This window comes from Rhodococcus sp. AC861, assembly GCF_979256035.1.
Map to the genome: position 1 here is coordinate 535035 of NZ_CEEDMW010000004.1, position 22533 is coordinate 557567.

Below are 22533 nucleotides of genomic sequence, written 5' to 3' on the forward strand. Positions count from 1 at the left end.
TACGCTGCTGACATGGCACTGTCCACGTCGGTACGACCCAGCCCCGTCTTCCTCGCTGTCGTGGCTGTGGCGGTGATCGGTGGCGCTGTGGCATGGCAGTCCTCGACGCCCGGTGACGCACTGTCCTACGCGGGTGTCTTCGTCCTCGTCATCGGTGGTTGGGTGGTGTCCCTGTGCCTCCACGAGTTCGCCCACGCGGTGACCGCGTGGCGGTTCGGTGATCACGACACGGCCGCCCGCGGTTACCTGACCTTGAATCCGCTGAAGTACACCGTGCCGGGACTGTCGATCGTGCTGCCGCTGATCTTCGTGGCTCTCGGCGGAATCGGTCTGCCGGGCGGCGCCGTGTGGCTGAACACCAGCGGCATGACCAGGCGGCAGCGCACGACGGTGTCCCTGGCCGGCCCGTTCGCCAATCTCGTTCTCGCGGTCGTCCTTCTGGCGATCATCGCGGTGTGGGCGCCGGGCAGCGAGCACCCGTCCTTCTGGTTCGGCATGAGTTTCCTCGCGTTCCTTCAGGTGGTCGCCGTGGTGCTGAACCTGATCCCGATGCCCGGCCTGGACGGTTTCGGGGCGATCGAGCCCTACCTGTCCCCGTCGACGCGTCGATCGTTCGCGCGCATCGGCCCGTACGGCGTGCTGATCGTCATCGCGTTGTCGTTCGTCCCGCAGATCAACCAGGCGTTCTTCGGCGCGGTCTACACGCTGTACGAGGTGTCCGGTGTTCCGGCCGGGTGGGCGCAGAGCGGTGGCATCCTGACTCGTTTCTGGACGCAGTGGTACTGAGAGAGTCTTCTGATGCCTCTGATAACTAGCGAGGTCGATGGTGTCTGTGATGCAATGGCGCCGGAAAACGTCGGAATTTATCAGTCCGAGCCGCCATGTCGAGGGAGGCGCGCCGGACGAATCGAGAGGTAGACCCGTGCACGTATCGCGCCGCCAATTGTTCCGCTATGCCGCTGCAGGGTCGGTGGCCGTCGGTCTCGCCGGTGTCGCCTCGCGCGCGGTCGCCTCCGCAGACCCGGCCGTCCTCGGCACGATCGTCGACTACGCGGGCGGTGTCCCGTCGGCACAGGGGATCGCCGACGCCGGGCACATCGGCGCCATCCGCTACGTCTCCGACCGCCGTCCCGGTGCCGAATGGATGACGGGAAAGCCGATGACGGCCGACGAGGCGGAGGAACTCACCGCGGCCGGTCTCGAGGTCGTCTCGTGCTACCAATTCGGTAAAGGCGCGACGGCGGACTGGCGTGGCGGCTTCGCGGCCGGTGTGAAGCACGCGACTCGCGGACTCGAATTGCACACTGCCGCAGGCGGACCTGCCGACCGACCGATCTACGCCTCGATCGACGACAACCCGACGCCCGTCGAGTTCGCGACGATGATCGCCCCGTATCTGCTGGGGTGGCAGTCGATCGTGGGCGCGGAGAACACCGGCGTGTACGCCAACTCACCCACCATCGATCTTGCGCGAGCAGCAGGACTCGGCGCCTGGTACTGGCAGCACAACTGGGGCACGCCGAAGGGGTACGTCAACCCGGCGGCCCACCTGCATCAGGTGCAGATCGACAAGGGCGCGATCGACGGCGTCGGCGTGGACATCAACAACGTTCTGCGTGAGGACTACGGACAGTGGAGCCTGACGGCGTAACGCCTCAGCCGTAACTCACGACACATCTGTCACACCCACAGTGTTGTACCGGAAACCACCACGGAGGAATCATGGAACTCATCGACTACCTGTACGCGATTGCCGGAGCCATCTACACGCAGATTTCGGCCGCGTTCGGTTCCTGACCGTCAGGCGACGAACGCGCCGATGGTCGGCAGGAAGCTGCACGTGATGCCGGCCTCGGTCGAGATCGACCCGGACACGGCTGCGAGCACGCGTCCCTTGCCGGTATCGGCGATGGCCGACAGCGTCGCGGGACCGTCCGGGTTGATCCCGGCCGCGCCCGTCAACACGGTGGCACCCGTGCGGCCGGTGTCCACATTGACCCAGTTCGCGGTCAGCGGCGCCGCCTGGGTGTCGGCGAGCGGCGCGGTACCCAGCGCGGTGAAGACGAAGCCGGTCTGGCCGGTGCCGGGTCCGGGAGGCGGCAACTGGGCCGGTCCGGGAACGGCGAGCGCGCTGGCGACCGAGTCGGCCGTCGCCGAGATGCAGCCCTTGCCCACGGTGGGGTAGAAGAACTGGGAGATGACCGGCCCGTCGGTGGGGATGTCCGGGCCACCGCCGGCGCTGCCGTCGAGGAACGTGATGATGCTGGTCAGAATCCGCTTCGCCTGATCCGACAGGGGAGCGGTAGCGAGAAGAACCTTCGCTCGCATCAACAGATCGCTCTGCGGTGACGCGGCGTCCTGCTCGGCGGCGTCCAGAAGTGCGGGGGCGAGGGCAGCGAGAGCCTCGTATCCGGGAACGACAGGAACGTCGGCCGGGAGCGGCATGACGGGGGCCGGAGCGGCTCCTGCGACAGCGGGTGCGACGAACGCGCACGACGCCGCGAGCGCGATACCGCCCAGAACTCGACGCGTCCCGAACCTGATGTGCTGCATTCCCATCCCCGTTTCTCTCACTGCGTACCCGGTCCGACGAATCGGGCATCCGGGCGCGGGGTCACTCTATGTACACGGGACGACGGTTGTACAGCAGGTCCTCGGTCGATCGACCCGTGTCGTTCCCACTGAACAAGACGTTAGTCTGTTAATAGAGTGACAGGTGTTGTGTAAGTGAACAGTGATGCGATTGTTACGGCTGTGAGTCGTGTCGCGTGACAACGTCCGACGCCTCGGTTGCGGGACGTGTCACGTCCCGGTGGTGACGACGCGTCGACGGAGGCAGATACGCTGCGCAGGTCCGCCGATCGAAAGAGCATCCCAGTGAGTGAAGTACGGCGTTCCGCTACGCGCGCCCTGCTGACGGCGGCACCCGCACTACTGGTGGTGTCCCTGATCCTGCGCGTGGTGTGGACACTCTTCACCCCCAACGGCAGCAACTGGGTGGATCTCCACGTCTACGTCGACGGTTCGGCGGGCCTGTTCGGCGGCTCGCTCTACGACTTCACCTACTCCGACGAGACTCCGGACTTCCCGCTTCCGTTCACGTACCCGCCGTTCGCCGCCGTCGTGTTCTACCCGCTGCACTTCCTTCCCTTCGCTCTCGTCGGGGCTCTGTGGATGATCGCGACCATCGCCGCGCTGTACGCGGTGGTGCGTCTCGCGCTGCGCATGGTCGGCGGGGATCTGGCCGACTCGCCCTCGTGGCGCCGCGCGGCTCTGCTCTGGACGACCGTCGGACTGTGGACCGAATCGATGCGCACGACCCTGGACTACGGCCAGGTCAACGTTTTCCTCGTCCTCCTCGCGATGCTGGCGGTACGCAGCGCGAGATGGTGGCTGTCGGGTGCGCTGGTCGGTATCGCCGCCGGCGTCAAACTCACCCCCGCGATCACCGGCCTCTACTTCCTCGCGCAGAGACGGTGGCGGGCGGCGGCGTTCTCCGCCGTGGCATTCGCCGCGACCGTGGCGGTGAGCTTCCTGCTCGTGGGATCGGCCGCCACGACCTACTTCACGACCTTGCTGGGCGACGCCGACCGCATCGGTCCCGTCGGCTCGGTCTGGAACCAGTCCCTGCGCGGGGCGCTGTCGCGAGTGGCGGGCCACGACGTCGGTCAGGGCCCGGTATGGATCGTCGCGGCCGTGCTCGTCCTCACCGCCGCGTTCCTGGCTTGGCGCGCCCTCGGACGGAACGATCGCCTCGGGACGTTGGTCATCGTCTCGTTCGTCGGCCTCATGATCTCGCCGATCTCCTGGTCACACCACTGGGTGTGGGTGGTGCCGATGCTCATCTGGCTCCTGCACGGCCCGTTGTCCCACGCCCCGGGTGCCCGGGTGCTGGCCGGGTATTGGCTCGTGGTCACGGTCGTCGGGGTCCCGTGGATCTTGAGCTTCGCCCAGCCCTCGATCTGGGATATCTCCCGACCGCTGCCGCTCGCGCTCGCGGGAGCGGTCTACGCCGTCGGAACGCTCGCATTGTTCGTCTGGATTGCCGTGATGGGGCGCCGAGTCAGCGCACGAGCCGATCGATCGCACCTGCCAGCAGGACGTCCTTCCCGGTGATCCCCCCGCTCGAGTGCGTCGACAAGCGGTAGGTGACCTTCTTCCACCGGATGTCGATGTCCGGGTGATGATCTGCGCTCTCGGCCTCCCGAGCGACGGAGCCCACCAACTCGATCGCGTCGAGGAACGTCGCGGACTCGACGGTGCGGACCAGGGAGTCGCCGTCGCGCGTCCAGTCGGTCAGGCGGGTCAGGGCGTCGTCGATCTCAATGTCGTTCAGCAAGTCGGCCATACTGCGATCGTGCCAGCATTCGAACCCACCGTGGTGGTAGCCGGAGTTCTCGTCGAGAACGGTCGGCTCCTCCTCGCGCAACGCGCGTCGCCTCCCGAGCTCGCGGGCCTGTGGGAACTGCCCGGCGGCAAGGTGGAGCCGGGCGAGGCTCCCGAGGACGCACTCGTTCGGGAACTGTGCGAGGAACTGGGTATCGACGTCACGGTCGGCGAGGTGATCGGGTCGGATGTGCCGTTGCGCGGCGGTCTCGTCCTCCGCGCCTACGCGGTGACCCGGTTCTCGGGGACGGCGACGGCGCTCGAACACGACGCCCTGCGCTGGGTCGACGGGGCGGATCTGCACACGGTCGATCTGGTACCGGCGGACACGGCGTGGCTGCCGGATCTCGCGGCACTGCTGTAGTCAGGCCGCGCGGGCCTTCTTCAGGCCCTTCTTCAGGTCCTTGCCGGTCACTCCGGCCTGCTCCAGTTTCTTCATCTTCATGATCACGACCGGGCAGGTCATACACCGGACCTTGCTCCGGCAGCACTTCTTCTTGGGCTTGCTGCGAGCAACCTTCGAGGCCGAGGACACCTGGTGAGGGTAGCCTGAGTGAGAAGCCCGCAGGCCTGCGTGACCGCCGTCACCCGGCCCGACCGAGTAAACTGATCCGGTCGCACTTCTCGTCAGCGACGCAGCGCGCTCTCTGGGAGAGGAAGCCGCTCGCTCTTCACCCCGCATTCGACCCAGGAGATTTCCGCGTGACCAGCCCCACCGAACTTCAGACCGTCCCCACCACCTTCCGCAACGTTGCCATCGTCGCGCACGTCGACCACGGCAAGACGACGCTCGTCGACGCGATGCTCCGCCAGTCCGGCGCCTTCGAGGAGCGCGCCGAGGCCATCGACCGCGTGATGGACTCGGGTGACCTGGAGAAGGAGAAGGGCATCACGATCCTGGCCAAGAACACGGCCGTGCACAAGCGCAACGCCGACGGCAGCATCACCGTCATCAACGTGATCGACACCCCCGGCCACGCCGACTTCGGTGGCGAGGTCGAGCGCGGCCTGTCCATGGTCGACGGTGTCGTGCTGCTCGTCGACGCCTCGGAGGGACCTCTGCCGCAGACGCGCTTCGTGCTGCGCAAGGCGCTCGCCGCGTCGCTCCCCGTCATCCTCGTGGTCAACAAGACCGACCGTCCCGACGCGCGCATCGAGGAGGTCGTCTCGGAGAGCCACGACCTGCTCCTCGACCTCGCGTCGGATCTCGACGACGAAGCATCCGAAGCTGCCGAGCTCGCGCTCGACCTGCCGGTCCTGTACGCCTCGGGCCGCGAGGGCAAGGCGTCGACCAAGCAGCCGGAGAACGGCCACGCACCGGACGCCGAGAACCTCGACGAGCTCTTCGAGATCCTGCTCAGTTACATCCCGGCGCCCAAGGGCAACGTCGACGCGCCGCTGCAGGCACACGTCACCAACCTCGACGCGTCGGCCTTCCTGGGCCGTCTCGCCCTGGTCCGCATCCACAACGGTGAGCTCAACAAGGGCCAGACCGTGAGCTGGATGCGCGAGGTCGACGGAGAACCCGTCGTGCAGAAGACCAAGATCACGGAGCTGCTGAACACTATCGGTGTCGAGCGCGTCCCCGGCCAGAAGGGTGTCGCGGGCGACATCGTCGCCGTCGCGGGCTTCCCGGACATCATGATCGGCGACACCCTCGCCGACCTGGAGAACCCGGTCGCCCTGCCGCGCATCACCGTCGACCAGCCGGCCATCTCGGTCACCATCGGCACCAACACCAGCCCGCTCGTCGGACGCGTCAGCGGCCACAAGCTGACCTCCCGCATGGTCAAGGCGCGTCTGGATCAGGAGCTCATCGGCAACGTCTCGCTCAAGGTCCTCGACATCGGTCGCCCCGATGCGTGGGAGGTCCAGGGTCGTGGAGAGCTCGCGCTCGCCATCCTGGTCGAGCAGATGCGCCGCGAAGGCTTCGAGCTCACCGTCGGCAAGCCCCAGGTGGTCACCCGCCAGGTCGACGGCAAGCTGCACGAGCCCTTCGAAGAGCTGACCATCGACACTCCCGAGGAGTACCTCGGTGGCGTGACGCAGCTGCTCGCAGCGCGTAAGGGAAAGATGGTCCAGATGACGAACCACGGCGCAGGCTGGGTTCGCATGGAGTTCATCGTCCCCTCGCGCGGCCTCATCGGCTTCCGCACCGACTTCCTTACCGACACCCGCGGCACCGGCATCGCCAACGCCGTTTTCCACGGTTACGCACCGTGGGCCGGCGAGATCCGTGCGCGCCACACCGGCTCGCTCGTGTCCGACCGCCAGGGAAGCGTCACCCCGTTCGCCATGATCCAGCTGGCCGATCGCGGAACGTTCTTCGTCGAGCCCGGCGCCGACACCTACGAGGGCATGGTCGTGGGCATCAACCCGCGCCAGGAGGACCTCGACATCAACGTCACCCGCGAGAAGAAGCTGACCAACATGCGTCAGTCGTCCGCCGACGTGATGGAGACCCTGGCCAAGCCGAAGAAGCTCGACCTCGAGATGGCCATGGAGTTCTGTGCCGGCGACGAGTGCGTCGAGGTCACACCCGAGGTCGTCCGCGTGCGCAAGGTCCACCTCGACTCGAACGAGCGTGCGCGTGAGCGTTCGCGCAGCAAGTCGCGTGACAAGGCTGCTCTGTAATCATGTCGGTTGCGCGGGTAGGTGCGGCGCTCGCCGCTGCCCTGCTCGCGTTGTCGGCGTGCACGGCTGATCCGCCGCCGCCGATCCAGAGCACCGAGACGGCGACGACGACCCCTCCGGCCGCGCCCGCAGCGACCGGAAATCCGGTCGTCGTCGCCATCGACGACGTCGGTACGGGATTCAACCCGCACCTGCTCGCCGACCAGTCGCCCGCCAACACGGCGGTGTCGACGCTGGTGTTGCCCAGCCCGTTCCGTCCCGCGGCGGTCGGCACCGGCATCGAGTGGCTTCCCGACGCGTCGCTGCTCGTCTCCGCCGAGGTCACCTCGCAGGCGCCGTTCACGATCACCTACCGACTCCGCAACGAGTCGCAGTGGTCGGACGGTGCGCCCATCGCGGCCGAGGACTTCCGCTACCTGTGGCAGCAGATGATCGATCAACCCGGCGTGGTGGATCCCGCGGGATACGACGCCATCACCGACGTGCAGTCCGCGGACGGCGGCAAGACGGTGAACGTCGTGATGGCCTCGCCGTACCCCGCCTGGCGGGAACTGTTCGAGAACCTGCTCCCGTCGCACCTGCTGAAGGACTCGCTCGGGGGCTTCGAGCGTGGACTGCGTGACAACGTGTCGGTCTCCGGAGGTCACTTCCGCATCGAGTCGATCGACCGGGGCCGCGACGAGATCCTACTCGAGCGCAACGACCGCTTCTGGGGCTCTCCCGCCACCCCCGACCAGATACTCCTCCGCCGCGGCGGAAGCGACGCCCAACTCGCCGACTCGATGCGATCCGGCGACGCCCAGATCGCGGAGGTCCGGGGCGGGACCGCGACCCTGGCCCAGTTGGGAGCCATCCCGAACGTCCGGACCGACACCAAGTTCCGTTCGCGCGCACTGGAACTGACGCTCAACGGTCGAGTCCCGGCGCTGGCGGACGTGAACGTCCGACGCGGCATCATGGGCCTTCTCGACGTCGATCTGCTGTCCACGGTGGCGTCGGGAACCAGTACCCCCGCCGACACCGTCCGCGCACAGATTCTCTCGCCGTCCCAGCCGGGTTACGTGCCCACCGCACCGTCCGCGGTGCCTCGCGACGAATCGCTGCGCCTGCTCGCCGACGCCGGCTACACCCCGGTTCCGCTCCCGCCGGCACTTGCGCCGACAAGTGCGGAGACGACGACTCCCACCACGACACCGGTGCCCGGCGCGTCCCGCACGATGACCATGGTCATCGGTGCACCGGAAAACGACGCCATCGCGGTGGCGGTGGCGAACACGGCCGCCGATCAGCTCCGGGATGCGGGAATCGACGCGACCGTCGCGCAGACGGACCCCGAGGAGTTGTACGGCACCGCGATGGTGAGCGGCGCCGTGGACGCGATAGTCGGATGGAGTCGAGTCGGCGTGGATCCGGGCACCGCCCTGGCCTCCCGGTTCGGCTGCGCGGCAGCTCAACTCGAAGGAACGGCGACGGCGGACGACGCCGACCCGGTGTCGACTGGCACGCTGTCCGGTCTGTGCGATCCGACTCTGGACCCGATCATCGAACAGAGCACGAGAGGTGAGATGAACCCGACCGACGCCGTCCTCGCGGTCCAAGGGCAACTGTGGGCTCTGAACGCCGTGCTGCCCATCGCGCAGGACAGGTCCGTCGTCGCCGTGGGACCCGGTGTCTCCGGCGCGTCCCTGGCGGGACCGATCGATCTCGGTGTCTTCGGTGACGCCGACGCCTGGATGCGAGTGTCACCGTGACCGAGGGTTCTCTCGATCTGCGAGGTCGTCGACTGCTGGTCGTCCACGCTCACCCCGACGACGAGTCGATCACGACGGGGGGCACCATCGCCCGCGCGGTGGCGGCCGGCGCGGATGTCACCGTCCTGACCTGCTCCCTGGGTGAGGAAGGCGAAGTGATCGGCGACACCTGGGCCGGCCTGGTCGCCGACAGGTCGGATCAACTGGGCGGCTACCGCATCCACGAGCTTACCGTCGCTCTGCAGGCCCTCGGATGTCGGCCCCCGCGGTTTCTCGGCGGGGCGGGACGGTGGCGTGACTCCGGCATGGCAGGCACGCCTGCGGCAAGGCACCAACGTGCGTTCGTCAACGCCGACGACGACGAGGCGGTCGGAGCCATGGTCGAGGTGATCCGCGACGTCCGTCCGCACGTCGTCGTCGCGTACGACCCCGAAGGGGGGTACGGGCACCCCGACCACATGCAGGTCCATCGCCTCGCCGGACTCGCCGTCGAGGCGAGCGAGGATTCCGGGCAGTTCTCGACATCCGGTCCGGCGTGGACGGTGCAGAAGATGTACTGGACCGTGACGGGCCACGCGCAGCTCATCGCGGGGCTGAGCGATCTGGGGGATGTCCCGTCGGAGTGGCGTATGCCGACGGACGGCGAACTCCCCAGCGTGCCCGACGACACGGTGACCGCGTCCGTCGATGTGCGGTCCGTGCTCGAGCAGAAGCGGGAAGCGTTGCGGGCACACGCAACTCAGGTGACGGTGTCCGCATCGGGGGCCGCCTACGCGCTGTCGAACGACATCGCGCAGCCCGTCCTGGAGGACGAGCAGTACATCCTGGTACGTGGTCGGTCGGGGCCGACGGACGCGTCGGGGCGCGAGAACGACCTGTTCGCGGGAATCGTGTGACGGTTCATCCACCGTGCCGGTCCGAAGCGGGCTCTGCGCCGGGTTATGCTGTGATGCGCGCCACCGGACGGGGTCGGACGTACCCGGTGGGACCGATTCGAAGGAGCTTCACCCATGAATTACGACCTGCAGAACGCCGTCGTGGCGTTCGTGGATTCCCTGCGGGGCACCGCCGACATCCAGCGTCAGATCTATCTCGACGTGGTCGGCGGCTTCGCGTCGACCGTCAGCAACTTCCTCACCTCCATCGGCTACCCGCCTCGCTGACATCGGTTCGGCCGGCGTCGTCACTGCCGGTGATCGCATGACGGGCCACGCCGGGGAGGGCGTGGTGTCCGGGATCAAGGCGTCCATCGTGGGCGCCTTGGTTCTGGACGGATTTCTCTGCGCTGTGACGGCTGTGCTGTTCCTCCCTCTCTACCTCGGACAGACGCCGTTCCCGGTGAGCGGCATCCTCGCCGGTGTGATCAACGTCGTTCTCGTCCGCGTGGCATTCTCCGTCTCGCGCAACGTCTCTCGGGCCGCGCTCCCGATCGCCGGGTTCTTCGCCGGCCTCCTCCTCGCGATGTTCGGCGGTCCCGGGGGAGACGTGTTGTTGCTGTCCGACTGGCGCACGTTGGTGTTGATAGCCGGTGGTGTCCTCCCGCCCGTCGTCCAGCTGTTCTCCCTCAGGTTCGCGCAGTTCGATCAGCTGGGTGCCGCGGCGCGTCAGCCCTGACGACGCCGGCTGCGTCCGCGGCCTCGGTCAGGACCTGCTCGACCATCGCGGGCGTCAGTCGACCGGTGAACGTGTTCTGTTGGCTGACGTGGAAGCACCCGAACAGGTGCAGATCGGGAAGGTCCGCGGCCGGCGAGGTGAGCACGACGTGTGCCCCGTGACCGAACTTCGGTCGAGGCCCCGGCAGCGTCCATCCCGCGCCCTCGAGCACGGGAAGCAGTGCCTGCCACCCGAAACCGCCGAGCACCATGATCGCTCGAACGGTCGGTGCGAGAATGTGCAACTCGGTCTCGAGCCACGGTCGGCATCGGTCCCGCTCCTCGGTGGTGGGCTTGTTGGCCGGGGGAGCGCAGTGCACCGGCGAGGTGATGCGCGTTCCGATCAGCTCGAGGCCGTCCCCGATGTGCGACGCGGTGGGCTGGGTGGCCAGCCCGACGGCGTGCATCGCCGCGTACAGCACGTCTCCGCTGCGGTCGCCGGTGAACATGCGCCCGGTCCGATTGGCGCCGTGGGCGGCCGGTGCGAGACCGACGACGAGCAGTCGGGCGTCGGCGGGGCCGAAGCCCGGGACGGGTCGTCCCCAATAGGTCTCGTCGCGGAAGGCGGCGCGCTTCTCGGTCGCGACCAGTTCGCGCCACGCGACCAACCGGGGACAGGCGCGGCACCCGGACACCTCGGCGTCGAGCTCCGCGATGGTTCTCGGGGTCATCGCCGCGTGATCCAGACGTCGCCGGAGCCGGGTTTCGCCGTCTCGATCACGGACGCGGCGCTGTCTGTCGGAACGTCGATCACGCGGTAACTGCCCGTGCCGGCCGCCGTCGCTGCGATCACCGTCGCGACACCGGCGCGGCGTTGGAAGAAGGTCTCACGCACACCCCATGCCACCACACCGTCGGTGTCCAGGACGACGCGGCGTCGGTCCAGACTTCCGTGCTCGGTGATCAGTACACCGGGGGTGGCGTGATGCCCGAGCGCGCGATATCTGTCGACGGCCAGCGCGCACGCTGCGACGACGAGCAGGCCGACGACGACCCAGGCTGCGAACGGAACTTCTCTGCCGGTCGACCTGTACACGGCGAGAGCGAGCGCACCGAGCGTCACCGGGCCGAGTGCGCGCGTGAGCCGGCGTCGCAACGCGGCCGGTCCGTGGCCCTGCAGCGGTGCTCCAGCGACGGCCTGAGCGGGCAGACCGGACAGCACGTCGTTCATCGTCCCGAGTGCGTCCTTCAGCGGGGCGGGAGGGAGGAGAAGCGACGATTCCTTCTCCGACGCCGACACACCCGTCATGACCGCATCGAGCCGTGCGCCGCGTGCCCACCGCAGAACCAGTGGCCGACGCAGAGACGCACCACGGAGCCGATCCCGGTCGAGGGTGGTGTGCCGTGTCGACACCAGCCCGTGCCCGATGCGCAGGTGCTCGCCGTCGTCGGTGACGGTGAGGTTGCCGTAGACGATCAGGTAGCGCAGAACGGACACGACGCTCGACACCACCAGCAGGGCCAGCGCGGTCAGCACGAGTGCGACCACGACACCGAGTCGGAGGATCGCCTGATAGCTCTCGTTCACCGCGGACGACGAGGCGACGTCGCCCGCGAACCCGGACTGGAAGACGAGTCCGAATCCGGCGCCCACGACGACGATTCCGGTTGCCGTGAACGGTGCGAAGCGGACCCAGCCGGTGCGGAAGTGGGCAATTTCACGTTCGTGGGAATGCGCCGTCAGCGCCACGTCGGGAGGCGCCGAATCGCCGCTCAGGAGTTCGGTGCGCATGGCAGGCACCAGGTCGGACGCCAGTGCGTTCAATTCGAACGTGTCGGAGCGGTCGGACTTCTGCAGCCCGGTCCCCACCGTGAGGATGGAGAGGCCGAGAAGACGGTGCAGCGGTCCTGCCCGGACGTCCACGCTGCGTATCCGGCCGCGCGGGATGGACAGAACCGTTTTACGGAAGAGGCCCCGCCGCAGCTGGACATCGTCCGCTCCGAGGCGGTAGCCCGTGGTGAACCACCGGAGCATCGCCGCCCCGACCGCCAGGGCGACCACGATCAGACCCCACACGTGGTTTCCGCTCTGCGAGCCGAGCACGAGGGAGATCGCCAGCACCGGAAGCAGACGCACGAGTTCGGTGATCGGGTGGATCAGGAGCATGCGCGAGTCGAGTCTGAGCCAGGGAAGCTCGTCGACCGGTACCTGTCGGTTCGGCCAGGGCGTCGTCACGTGGCGTCCCCGCGGGACCGTGCCGCGGCGCCGGTGATCGCAGCCACCGTCCGTTCTGCCGTCGCGAGGTCCAATCCGACGATCTCCAAAGCCCCGGCCGACGACGCCGTCGTCACGGTCACGGTGGCGAGGCCGAGTGCGCGATCGAAGGGTCCCCGTTCGGTGTCCACTGTCTGGACGCGCGAGAGGGGCGCGATACGGCGTTCCTGGGTGAACCACCCCGTACGGGTATGGACCGCTGTCTCGCTGAGCTCCCAGCGGTGTACGCGGTAGCGCCACCGCGGCGCGACGACGACGTGCGCGGCGGCCAGGACGGCCACCGCGATTCCCACCAGGACGACGGGCGTCCAGGCGGGCCGGTCGACGGCCACGGCGAGGACTACGGCCCACACGATCACGGCGATCACGGCCGGCACCCACATCGCCGCCGCCGTGACGGTCCAGAGCACCTTCGCCCGCGGATCGACGCTGTTCGCCGGATCGACGATGACGTAGTCGTTCGGTTCGGACACGTCGCATCACCCCTGCTGTGGCACACCTCCGGCCGGAGGGCGCATGATCGAGCGGTGACGATGTTGCCCGATCCGAGTCCGTCCGTGCGCGCCGACACCCCGGCGCCGAACCCCGACAGCCCCGCCCCGTCCGCGTCGGCGATGCGCCGCGCCCTGCGTCGCGCACGCGACGGCGTGGTGATCAGCGTCGACGAGGCCACCACGTTGCTGCACGCGCGGGGCGCCGACCTCGAGGATCTGTGCGCCTCCGCGGCGCGTGTCCGTGATGCAGGGCTCCTGGCCGAGAACCGGCCCGGGACCGTCACCTACTCGCGCAAGGTGTTCATTCCTCTGACCCGGCTGTGCCGGGACACGTGCCACTACTGCACGTTCGTCACGGTGCCCGGGAAGCTCCGCGCGGAGGGCCACGGGATGTTCCTCGAGGCGGACGAAGTGCTCGACATCGCTCGACGCGGTGCCGAACTGGGCTGCAAGGAAGCGTTGTTCACGCTCGGTGACCGCCCCGAGGCGCGGTGGCCGGAAGCCAAGGAGTGGCTCGACGCTCGCGGCTACGACTCGACGCTCGACTACCTGCGCGCGATGTCGATCCGCGTCCTCGAGGAAACAGGCCTGCTCCCGCACCTCAATCCCGGAGTCATGAACTGGGAGGAGATGTCTCGCCTCAAGCCGGTCGCGCCGTCGATGGGCATGATGCTCGAGACCACCTCTCGCCGACTGTTCGAGGAGAAGGGCCAGGCGCACTACGGCAGCCCCGACAAGGACCCCGAGGTGAGGCTGCGCGTGCTCACCGACGCCGGCCGATTGACCGTTCCGTTCACCACCGGAATCCTCGTCGGTATCGGCGAGACCCTGCGGGACCGAGCCGAGTCGATCATGGCTATCCGTAAGTCGCACAAAGCGTTCGGGCACGTCCAGGAAGTCATCGTGCAGAACTTCCTGGCCAAGGACGACACCGCGATGCGCAGTGCCCCGGACGCCGGTCTCGAGGAGTTCCGCGCGACCATCGCCGTCTCCCGGATCCTGCTGGGACCCGCCATGCGGATCCAGGCGCCGCCGAATCTGGTGTCCGCGCAGGAGTGCGCATCGCTTCTCGCCGCGGGCGTGGACGACTGGGGCGGGGTCTCACCGCTGACTCCCGACCACGTCAACCCCGAGCGTCCGTGGCCGAACCTGGACACGCTCGCGCAGATCAGTGCGGACGCCGGCTTCGTTCTCACCGAGCGCACCGCGGCGCAGCCCAAGTACGTACTCGCGGGTTCGCCGTGGATCGACCCTCGGATCTCCGCGCACGTGCGTGCTCTCGCCGACCCCGTCACCGGTCTCGCGGCCGCTGACACACTCCCGGTGGGACTGCCCTGGCAGGAACCCGACGAGGTGTGGGAGTCGACGGGACGCGTCGACCTGCACACCGGCATCGACACCGAGGGTCGCAACACCGAGACCCGCAGCGACATGGGCAGTGCGTTCGGCGACTGGGAATCCATCCGCGAGCAGGTGGCGCACCTGGCGACGCTCGACAGCGTCGACCGTGACGTCGTCGCCGCGCTGCGCTCGGCGGAGAAGGATCCCGGCAACTGCACCGACGAGGAGTACCTGGCGCTGGCGACGGCCGAGGGAGCGGCACTCGATGCCGTGACCGCCTTCGCCGACCAGTTGCGCAAGGACGTCAACGGCGACGACGTGACCTACGTCGTCAACCGGAACATCAACTTCACCAACATCTGCTACACCGGCTGCCGGTTCTGCGCCTTCGCGCAGCGCAAGGGAGATGCCGACGCGTTCTCGCTGTCCACCAGCGAGGTCGCCGACCGGGCGTGGGAAGCGCACGTCCTCGGCGCGACCGAGGTGTGCATGCAGGGCGGTATCGATCCCGAGCTGCCCGTCACCGGGTACGCCGACCTGGTGCGTGCGGTGAAGGCCCGCGTTCCGTCGATGCACGTCCACGCGTTCTCACCGATGGAGATCGTCAACGGGGCATCCCGAGGCGGTCAGTCGGTCCGGGACTGGCTGGTCGAACTGCGCGAGGCGGGCCTGGACACCATTCCCGGCACCGCGGCGGAGATCCTCGACGACGAGGTGCGCTGGGTGCTGACGAAGGGCAAGCTGCCGGCGCAGACCTGGATCGACGTCGTCACCACCGCCCACGAGGTGGGCCTGCGGTCGAGCTCGACGATGATGTACGGCCACGTCGACAACCCGTCGCACTGGGTCGGTCACCTCAACGTGCTCAAGCGCATCCAGGACCGCACGGGCGGCTTCACCGAGTTCGTCCCGCTCCCGTTCGTGCACCAGAGCTCGCCGCTGTACCTGGCCGGCGCATCCCGGCCCGGCCCGACGCAGCGCGACAACCGTGCCGTGCACGCATTGGGGCGGATCATGCTCCACGGACGCATCGACAACATCCAGACCAGCTGGGTCAAGCTGGGCATCACGGGAACACAGGTCATGCTGAACGGCGGCGCCAACGACCTGGGTGGCACGCTGATGGAGGAGACGATCTCGCGGATGGCGGGCTCGCAGCACGGATCGGAGAAGACCGTTCAAGAACTACACGCGATCGCCGAGGGCATCGGCCGACGCGCAGTCCAACGGACCACCGCATACACGGGCGACGAGGAGGCCGCATGAGCGCCGACCGGTTGGGTGACGACCGCGTCGCCGGAGCGCTGAAGGCTGCGGTCAGGGTCATCGTTCCCGTACTCGAACTGCTGGCCGACCGGGATCCGCTGGGCCTGAAGAAGCGCACCTTCCGCGACGGTTCCACCTCCACCGATTCCAAGGTCGACACTGCCCTGAACGCCGTGGCGTCGGTCTTCGACGCGGCGGACACACCCGGTACGAAGGCCTGGGAGTCGATGACCGTCGACCAGCGCGTCTCGTGGTGGGTCGGACGTGTCGGCGGCATCGGCACGGTGGCCGTCGCGTTCCCCGGCATCTTCGGAGTTCTCGCGCGGCGGTTGCCGCTGGGCGACGTTCTCGGCTTCGCCAATCAGGCGATCGTGCTGGTCGCCGTCGCCCGCGAGTACGGCGTCACCGACCGGGACGAGCAGGTCCGCCTGCTCGCCTCCGTGTTGTGCAACCGCGAACTCGCGAAGGGCGCCACCCACGGCGCCCCGGAACCCGACATCGACGACGACGCAGCCACCGAGCCGTCGGGCCGGTTGACGCGGTCCCCGTTCGCTCTGCTGTCGACGTTGTGGTCGGTCACCAAGATCCTCAAGTCCGTCACAGACGAATTGGACAAGCGGCCCCACAGCCGTACCGTTTACCGGTGGCTCGGTAATCTGCCGGTGGTCGGAGCGGTCGCCGGCTACTTCGGTGAACGCGGTGCGCTGACCCGGGCTGCGAAGCTGGGGCGTCGGTGGATCGAGTCGAACAGCACGTCCGCGTCGAACGCGCCCTCCGGGCGTCGTGAAGCGCTCAGAGCTCGGAAAGGCTAAGGAGACAAGTCAGTGCCGTACACGATTGCTGAACCGTGCGTCGATGTCCTCGACAAGGCATGCATCGAAGAATGCCCCGTCGACTGCATCTACGAGGGTGGACGCATGCTCTACATCCAGCCCGACGAGTGCGTGGACTGCGGAGCCTGCGAACCGGTGTGCCCCGTCGAGGCGATCTTCTACGAGGACGACGTCCCCGAGCAGTGGGCCGGATACGTCAGCGCCAACGTCGACTTCTTCGACGAGCTGGGTTCGCCCGGCGGCGCCGCCAAGGTGGGCAAGACCGACTACGACCCGCCCTTCATCAAGGCGCTTCCGCCGATGGGCGAGAACTGAGCCGTGACCGACGCATCCGTCGTCGCCGTGCGTGAGCGGCGGTCGCGGGCGAGTCTGCTGCCGGAGTTCCCCTGGGACACTCTCGCGGATGTCACGGCTCTCGCTCGATCGCACCCCCACGGCTTGGTGAATCTGTCGGTGGGAACGCCGGTGGACCCGGTGGCCGACATCATCCGTGATGCTCTGGCGGCAGCGTCCGCCGAGCCCGGTTATCCGACGACGGTCGGCACCTCCGCCCTGCGGACTGCCGCCGTCACGGCTCTGGCGCGCCGATACGGCATCGGTGGCCTGGACGAGAGTTCGGTGCTGCCCGTCATCGGTACCAAGGAGGTCATCGCCTGGCTTCCGACGCTGCTCAACCTGGGCGCGGACGACCTGGTCGTCATTCCGGAACTGGCGTACCCGACCTACGAGGTGGGAGCGCTGCTCGCGGGGTGCCGGATCCTGCGCGCCGACGGAGTCAACCGCCTCGGACCCGAGCGCGCGTCGATGATCTTCGTCAACTCGCCGTCCAATCCCAGCGGTCGAGTCCTCGGCGCCGCGCATCTGCGCAAGGTCGTCGAGTGGGCACGCGAGCGCGACACCATCGTCGTGTCCGACGAGTGCTACCTCGGACTCACGTGGGAAGGCGCGGCCGTCTCGATCCTCGACGACGAGGTCTGCGGGGGAGACACGACGAATCTCCTCGCTGTGCATTCACTGTCGAAGACGTCGAACCTCGCCAGCTACCGGGCGGGGTTCGTGGCAGGTGATCCCGACCTGGTGGCCGAGCTTCTCGCGGTGCGCAAGCACGCGGGCATGATGGTTCCGTTGCCCGTCCAGGCGGCGATGACTGCTGCTCTGACCGATGACGAGCACGAGCGGGTTCAGCGGGATCGATACCGCGACCGCCGTACGGCTCTGGCGGCTGCCGTCACCGCTGCGGGTATGACCATCGACCACTCCGAAGCCGGTCTCTACCTGTGGGCAACCCGCGGCGAACCGTGCCGCGACACCGTGCGCTGGTTCGCCGAGCGCGGCATCCTCGTCGCCCCCGGCGAGTTCTACGGACCCGGCGGCGGTCGGCACGTACGGATCGCCCTGACCGCGACGGACGAGCGCATCGCTGCCGCCGTCGCGCGCCTCACGGTCTGACGTCGCGCCGGTGGGAGCACTCGACCGCGCACAGGAGGATCTGGCTCGTGGCGAGCCGTGGAATGCGCGCAAGCGACTGACCGCACTGCTCGACCAGGACCCGGCCTCGCAGCCTGCACTGGATCTACTCGGGTACGCCTGCCTCGCGATGGACGACCCGGTGGGCGCCGGCGCAGCGTGGTTCCTGACCGATCGGGACGACCAGGACCCGCTGGTGAGACACGCTCTCGATTCCTTCGTGGCTGCCTCCCCGGAGCCTGTCGTGCTCGCTCGTCGCCTTCCCATCAACGCCCCGACCCGTGCTTACCCGCCGCGCGTGCGGGAGAGACTGGCAGTGCTGGGCTCGCGGGTCCGTGCGAGCGGCCAGGAGTGGGAACCGCCCGGCGAGGTGCACTTCTTCGAACAGGAAGGCGTCGATGTCGAGGCCTTCGAGGAATGGACCGACGACGTCCCGCCGTCTCGGTCGGGCGTGAAGATGGTCGCCGCGGTGTTGGTCGTCGCGATGATCGGCACGGCCACGATCGCCACCGTCCTCACCGTCTTCTTCTGACACACTCGCACGGAGGTCCGTGACCGTGTCGGACGTCGGTGGTATTCCTGAAGCATGAAGGTTGGAACTACGTACGTCGGAACCACCGAGGTCGGATGCATCGAGTGCGTCGGCGCCCTCGACCACTGCCACGGCACACTGATCGTGCATTCGAGCAACGTCGTCGAGTGCACGGAGGACGGATGCGTTCAGCTGCATGCGGTGCGCCACGGGTTGGTGGTCGATTGCTCGGCGCTGGCCGGCGGATGCTCGTGTGACGACGTGATGGAGCATCTTCGGGCTTCGTGACGCGGACGGTAGTCGTGAGAGACTGGCGGTGTGCTGCTCCGGTCCCTGAACTCGTACGCCATCACGCACGGCGGTGACCTCGACGACGCGGTCACCGTCGGCGACACCGTCCTGAGCCGGAGCGATCTGCTCGGCGCTGCGACGTCCGTCGCGGAGCGCATCATGGGCGTCGATCGGGTGGCGGTCCTCGCCGAGCCGACTGCCCGGACCGTCGTCGCCGTCGTCGGCGCGCTGATCGCGGGTGTCGCGGTAGTCCCCGTGCCGCCGGATTCGGGGCCGACCGAGATCGACCACATCCTGTCCGACTCCGGCGCCAGGGGATGGTTGGGAGTCGCGCCCGACCACGACGGCGGACTCCCCGTCGTCCCGGTCCGCATGCATGCGAGGTCCTGGCACAGCTATGCGGAACCGTCGGACGACACGACAGGCCTGGTGCTCTACACCTCGGGAACCACCGGCCCACCCAAAGGCGTGCTCCTGAGCCGCGGCGCTCTCGCCGCCGGCATCGACGCTCTCGCCGAAGCCTGGGCGTGGACGGCGAACGACACTCTGGTGCACGGACTTCCGCTGTATCACGTCCATGGGCTCGTCCTGGGTGTCCTCGGTCCGCTCCGTATCGGCAGTCCCGTCGTGCACACGGTGAAGCCGACTCCGGAACGCTATGCCGCAGTGCGGGGGAGCATCTACTTCGGTGTTCCCACCGTGTGGTCGCGTATAGCGTCCGACGAGGTATCCGCCTCGGCGTTGTCCGGTGCGCGCCTGCTGATCTCGGGCAGTGCGCCGCTGCCGGTACCGGTGTTCGAGAAGATCGCCGCTCTCACCGGACTCGAGCCGATCGAGCGGTACGGCATGAGCGAAACCCTCATCACGCTGAGTACCCGCGCCGACGGTGAGCGGCGTCCCGGCTGGGTCGGAGTTCCGGTGCGCGGCATCGAGACTCGGCTGCGCGGCGAGAACGGGTCGGAGGTGCCGCGCGACGGCGAGTCGATCGGTTCGTTGGAGGTACGCGGCCGTTTCTTCGACGGATACTTGAACAAGCCGGACGCGACGGCTGCGTGCTGGACCGAGGACGGGTGGTTCCGCACCGGAGATGTCGCTGCCATCGGTGCCGACGGGTTCCATCGCATCGTGGGCAGGGAGTCGACGGACCTGATCAAGACGGGCGGCTACCGCGTCGGCGCAGGCGAGGTCGAGACGGCGATCCTCGGTGTGGACGGCGTGCGCGAGGTGGCCGTGGTCGGTCTTCCGGACGACGACCTCGGCCAGCGCATCGTGGCCTTCGTGGTCGGTGACGGCATATCGGAGTCGGCAGTGATCGATGCGGTGGCGCAACAGCTTTCGGTGCACAAGCGACCGCGCGAGGTGCGCGTGGTCGAGTCGTTGCCGCGGAACGGTATGGGGAAGGTTCGCAAGAATCTCCTGGAGTAGCGTCGAGTCATGACCACCTCCACACGCATCGTCCTGGCCTCACGTCCCACCGGCGCTCCCACCGCGGAGAACTTCCGGACCGAGACCGTGGATCTTCCCGACGTCGGCGACGGTCAAGTATCGCTGAAGACGCTGTATCTGTCCCTCGACCCGTACATGCGTGGCCGCATGAGCGACGCGGAATCGTACGCGGACCCCGTCGCGGTCGGTGACACCATGGTGGGCGCCACTGTGTCCGAGGTGACCGAATCACGCAGCGACGCAGTGTCGGTCGGCGATGTTGTACTCGGATACACCGGCTGGCAGTCGCACGCCGTCATCGACGCGTCGTCCGTGCGAGTGCTGGATCCCGAGAAGGCGTCCGTGTCCACCGCGTTGGGCGTGCTGGGGATGCCGGGCTTCACCGCGTACTCCGGCATGACGAAGATCGGTCAGCCGAAGGCGGGGGAGACCGTGGTGGTCGCCGCGGCCAGTGGACCCGTCGGGTCGGCCGTGGGCCAGTTCGCCAAGATCAAGGGTGCGCGCGCCGTCGGTATCGCCGGTGGCCCGGAGAAGTGTGCCTACCTGATCGACGAGCTCGGATTCGACGCAGCCGTCGATCACCGGGCGGCGGACTTCAAGGATCAGCTGAAGGCAGCGACGCCGGACGGTATCGACGTCTACTTCGAGAACGTGGGCGGTGCCGTCGCCAAGGCCGTGCTGCCGCGCCTCAACCTCTACGCCCGCATCCCGGTGTGCGGACTCATCGCGCAATACAACGACACCCAGGCACCCGAGGGCCCGGACCGTCTGCCCGGGTTCTTCACCCGCGTGCTGACCAAGAGCCTCACCATCCGCGGATTCATCCAGAGCGAGTACGTGGGCGAGCTGTACAAGGACTTCCTGCGCGAGGTCGGCGGATGGGTCGAGGACGGCTCGTTCCGCTACCGCGAAGATGTCGTCGAGGGCTTGGAGAACGCGCCGGAGGCCTTCTTCGGCCTGCTCCAGGGTAAGAACTTCGGCAAGCTCGTCGTCAAGGTCGCCTGAGACCGAGCCCGCAGTGCGGTTAGAGTACAAGTGTGCACTCAACTGACGGTCGAAACGAAGTAGCTGGCGCCGCCGATGTCGTGGCCACGGCCATCGACATCCTGAGCGGTCCCGTCCAGGGCACGCATCGGGCCGTCAACAGTGTGGTGTTCGGCATCCTCGGTCCGCCGGCGGCTCCGGTGCGCGTGCTCAACGAGGGCATCTCCGACCTCGTCTACTCGATGGTTCGAGGTGGGGGAGCTGCGGCCGCCATGGCGGTCTCCGCCGGTTCGCGGCTTCTTCCTCCCGAGACGGTCTCGCATGCGGTCACATCCAGCGCGGCCGGGTCGGTCATCGTCGGGGCGGTCAACGGGCTGCTCGGCGACCGTCTCGTCGCCGAGGGGAACGACCTCGCTGTCGAGCTCGGGCCGCACCACCAGCGCCGGGTGGTGGGGAACGACACCGCGATGCTGACGACCGCGTTCCCCCAGGCCACCGGGCACATCGCCGTACTGGTCCACGGTCTCGGTGAGACCGAGCAGGCGTGGTACTACCGCCTCGACGGGCGCGGGAGCTACGGCGAGGAACTGGCCGCGCAGGGGATCAGCGCAGTCTGCCTGCGGTACAACACCGGTACGGGAATCGTCGACAACGGTGCGGCACTCGCCGCACTGTTGGATCAGTTGATCGCCGTCTGGCCCGTGCCGGTGGAACGCATCGACCTGGTGGGCCACTCGATGGGCGGTCTGGTCGTGCGGCGCGCGTGCGCGGTCGAGGCGAGCAAGGCCACGTGGCTACCTCTGGTGCGCACCGCGTGCTACCTGGGCACGCCCCACGAGGGCGCACCGCTGGCGGAAGGCGCCTACCGCCTGTCCCGACTCCTGCGGAAGGCGAAGCACACCGCGGCGTGGGCCGATCTGCTCGATGTCCGCAGCAAGGGTGTCGACGACCTACGGCTGGCCACCGACGTCGATCTCGCTCCGGGCATCCGCCATGTCGCCGTGGCGGCGACGCTCGCGGCCGACGACACCGCCTGGTGGGCGGACGCCGTCGGCGACGGACTCGTGACCCTGCGTAGCGCGCGGGGTCCGATGAGCGAGCTGCACACGCTTCCCGGAACCGGCCACCTCGCGTTGCTGTCCGACCCCCGCGTGCTCGACGTCCTGTCGGAGCTGATGTCCGACGCCACACCCGACGAGATCGACGAGGTGACCGAGCCGGATGTGTCGGTGAGCTGAATC

At 68.1% G+C, this 22533-nt stretch carries 23 protein-coding genes; 18 read left to right on the plus strand and 5 right to left on the minus strand.

The features are described 5' to 3' along the window. Positions 1 to 12: 12 nt before the first annotated feature. Positions 13 to 786 (plus strand): site-2 protease family protein, encoded by a 774-nt coding sequence (locus AC0IX4_RS16030; RefSeq protein WP_471829856.1) that lies wholly within the window; start codon positions 13 to 15, stop codon positions 784 to 786. Between the two features lie 136 nt (positions 787 to 922). Continuing rightward, positions 923 to 1651 carry a DUF1906 domain-containing protein gene (locus AC0IX4_RS16035; protein ID WP_471829857.1) on the plus strand — a complete coding sequence of 243 codons (729 nt, stop codon included), beginning with the start codon at positions 923 to 925 and terminating at the stop codon, positions 1649 to 1651. Between the two features lie 149 nt (positions 1652 to 1800). Here the strand turns inward: AC0IX4_RS16035 and AC0IX4_RS16040 are convergent, their stop codons facing one another. Continuing rightward, positions 1801 to 2553 (minus strand): Rv1157c family protein, encoded by a 753-nt coding sequence (locus tag AC0IX4_RS16040; RefSeq protein WP_471829859.1) that lies wholly within the window; start codon positions 2551 to 2553, stop codon positions 1801 to 1803. A 324-nt stretch (positions 2554 to 2877) separates the two neighbouring features. Between AC0IX4_RS16040 and AC0IX4_RS16045 the strand changes: the two genes are divergently transcribed. Then, positions 2878 to 4116, plus strand: coding sequence for a mannosyltransferase (locus AC0IX4_RS16045; protein WP_056069604.1), 1239 nt, complete (start codon positions 2878 to 2880; stop codon positions 4114 to 4116). Here the strand turns inward: AC0IX4_RS16045 and AC0IX4_RS16050 are convergent. After that, entirely contained in the window at positions 4064 to 4348 is a 285-nt protein-coding gene (locus AC0IX4_RS16050) for a 4a-hydroxytetrahydrobiopterin dehydratase (RefSeq protein WP_471829861.1), read from the minus strand. The two genes, AC0IX4_RS16045 and AC0IX4_RS16050, sit on opposite strands and share 53 nt — an antisense overlap. Before the next feature lie 33 nt (positions 4349 to 4381). Here AC0IX4_RS16050 and AC0IX4_RS16055 point away from each other — a divergent pair, with 33 nt between their 5' ends. The 6 genes from AC0IX4_RS16055 (at position 4382) to AC0IX4_RS16080 (ending at position 10385) form a co-directional block, all read left to right on the plus strand. Beyond that, positions 4382 to 4750, plus strand: a complete 369-nt coding sequence (locus tag AC0IX4_RS16055; protein ID WP_471829944.1) for a (deoxy)nucleoside triphosphate pyrophosphohydrolase — start codon at positions 4382 to 4384, stop codon at positions 4748 to 4750. 338 nt (positions 4751 to 5088) lie between these two features. Beyond that, positions 5089 to 7020 (plus strand): translational GTPase TypA, encoded by a 1932-nt coding sequence (gene typA / locus AC0IX4_RS16060; RefSeq protein ID WP_042576411.1) that lies wholly within the window; start codon positions 5089 to 5091, stop codon positions 7018 to 7020. 2 nt (positions 7021 to 7022) lie between these two features. After that, positions 7023 to 8771 (plus strand): ABC transporter family substrate-binding protein, encoded by a 1749-nt coding sequence (locus AC0IX4_RS16065; RefSeq protein WP_471829864.1) that lies wholly within the window; start codon positions 7023 to 7025, stop codon positions 8769 to 8771. A 17-nt stretch (positions 8772 to 8788) separates the two neighbouring features. Beyond that, a complete protein-coding gene (mshB, locus tag AC0IX4_RS16070; RefSeq protein WP_471829945.1) occupies positions 8789 to 9667 on the plus strand; it encodes an N-acetyl-1-D-myo-inositol-2-amino-2-deoxy-alpha-D-glucopyranoside deacetylase in 879 nt (292 codons plus the stop codon). Positions 9668 to 9781: 114 nt separating this feature from the next. Next, on the plus strand, positions 9782 to 9934 hold the full coding sequence (locus AC0IX4_RS16075; RefSeq protein WP_197074840.1) for a hypothetical protein: 153 nt from the start codon (positions 9782 to 9784) through the stop codon (positions 9932 to 9934). Positions 9935 to 9971: 37 nt separating this feature from the next. Then, on the plus strand, positions 9972 to 10385 hold the full coding sequence (locus AC0IX4_RS16080; protein WP_471829866.1) for a hypothetical protein: 414 nt from the start codon (positions 9972 to 9974) through the stop codon (positions 10383 to 10385). On the opposite strand, the gene AC0IX4_RS16085 is transcribed toward AC0IX4_RS16080, so the two are convergent. From AC0IX4_RS16085 to AC0IX4_RS16095, 3 genes are all read right to left on the minus strand, one after another. Further along, entirely contained in the window at positions 10336 to 11094 is a 759-nt protein-coding gene (locus tag AC0IX4_RS16085) for a uracil-DNA glycosylase (RefSeq protein WP_471829867.1), read from the minus strand. The genes AC0IX4_RS16080 and AC0IX4_RS16085 overlap by 50 nt on opposite strands. Next, on the minus strand, positions 11091 to 12530 hold the full coding sequence (locus AC0IX4_RS16090) for a PH domain-containing protein (protein WP_471829947.1): 1440 nt from the start codon (positions 12528 to 12530) through the stop codon (positions 11091 to 11093). The genes AC0IX4_RS16085 and AC0IX4_RS16090 overlap by 4 nt, the downstream gene beginning before the upstream one ends. Before the next feature lie 65 nt (positions 12531 to 12595). Continuing rightward, the gene (locus tag AC0IX4_RS16095; protein ID WP_471829868.1) at positions 12596 to 13111 is read right to left on the minus strand and encodes a PH domain-containing protein; all 516 of its coding nucleotides are present in this window, start codon (positions 13109 to 13111) and stop codon (positions 12596 to 12598) included. A 60-nt stretch (positions 13112 to 13171) separates the two neighbouring features. On the opposite strand from AC0IX4_RS16095, the gene AC0IX4_RS16100 reads away from it, so the two are divergent. From AC0IX4_RS16100 to AC0IX4_RS16140, 9 genes are read left to right on the plus strand one after another with little or no spacing between them, the layout of a single operon-like run. Next, complete coding sequence (locus AC0IX4_RS16100; protein ID WP_056072486.1) at positions 13172 to 15739, plus strand: bifunctional FO biosynthesis protein CofGH; 2568 nt, start codon at positions 13172 to 13174, stop codon at positions 15737 to 15739. Next, positions 15736 to 16551, plus strand: coding sequence for a hypothetical protein (locus AC0IX4_RS16105; RefSeq protein ID WP_471829870.1), 816 nt, complete (start codon positions 15736 to 15738; stop codon positions 16549 to 16551). The genes AC0IX4_RS16100 and AC0IX4_RS16105 overlap by 4 nt, the downstream gene beginning before the upstream one ends. Before the next feature lie 12 nt (positions 16552 to 16563). Next, entirely contained in the window at positions 16564 to 16887 is a 324-nt protein-coding gene (fdxA, locus tag AC0IX4_RS16110) for a ferredoxin (protein WP_042576404.1), read from the plus strand. Positions 16888 to 16890: 3 nt separating this feature from the next. Continuing rightward, positions 16891 to 18021: a succinyldiaminopimelate transaminase gene (gene dapC, locus AC0IX4_RS16115; protein WP_269430164.1), complete on the plus strand. Its 1131-nt coding sequence runs from the start codon at positions 16891 to 16893 to the stop codon at positions 18019 to 18021. 10 nt (positions 18022 to 18031) lie between these two features. Then, complete coding sequence (locus AC0IX4_RS16120) at positions 18032 to 18571, plus strand: DUF6584 family protein (RefSeq protein ID WP_056069583.1); 540 nt, start codon at positions 18032 to 18034, stop codon at positions 18569 to 18571. A gap of 54 nt (positions 18572 to 18625) precedes the next feature. Next, a complete protein-coding gene (locus AC0IX4_RS16125; protein ID WP_042576402.1) occupies positions 18626 to 18859 on the plus strand; it encodes a hypothetical protein in 234 nt (77 codons plus the stop codon). Positions 18860 to 18889: 30 nt separating this feature from the next. Then, positions 18890 to 20287, plus strand: coding sequence for an acyl-CoA synthetase (locus AC0IX4_RS16130; protein WP_056069580.1), 1398 nt, complete (start codon positions 18890 to 18892; stop codon positions 20285 to 20287). Positions 20288 to 20296: 9 nt separating this feature from the next. Continuing rightward, the gene (locus AC0IX4_RS16135; protein ID WP_471829873.1) at positions 20297 to 21313 is read left to right on the plus strand and encodes an NADP-dependent oxidoreductase; all 1017 of its coding nucleotides are present in this window, start codon (positions 20297 to 20299) and stop codon (positions 21311 to 21313) included. A gap of 32 nt (positions 21314 to 21345) precedes the next feature. Further along, positions 21346 to 22530 carry a lipase family alpha/beta hydrolase gene (locus AC0IX4_RS16140; protein WP_156149020.1) on the plus strand — a complete coding sequence of 395 codons (1185 nt, stop codon included), beginning with the start codon at positions 21346 to 21348 and terminating at the stop codon, positions 22528 to 22530. Positions 22531 to 22533: the final 3 nt, after the last annotated feature.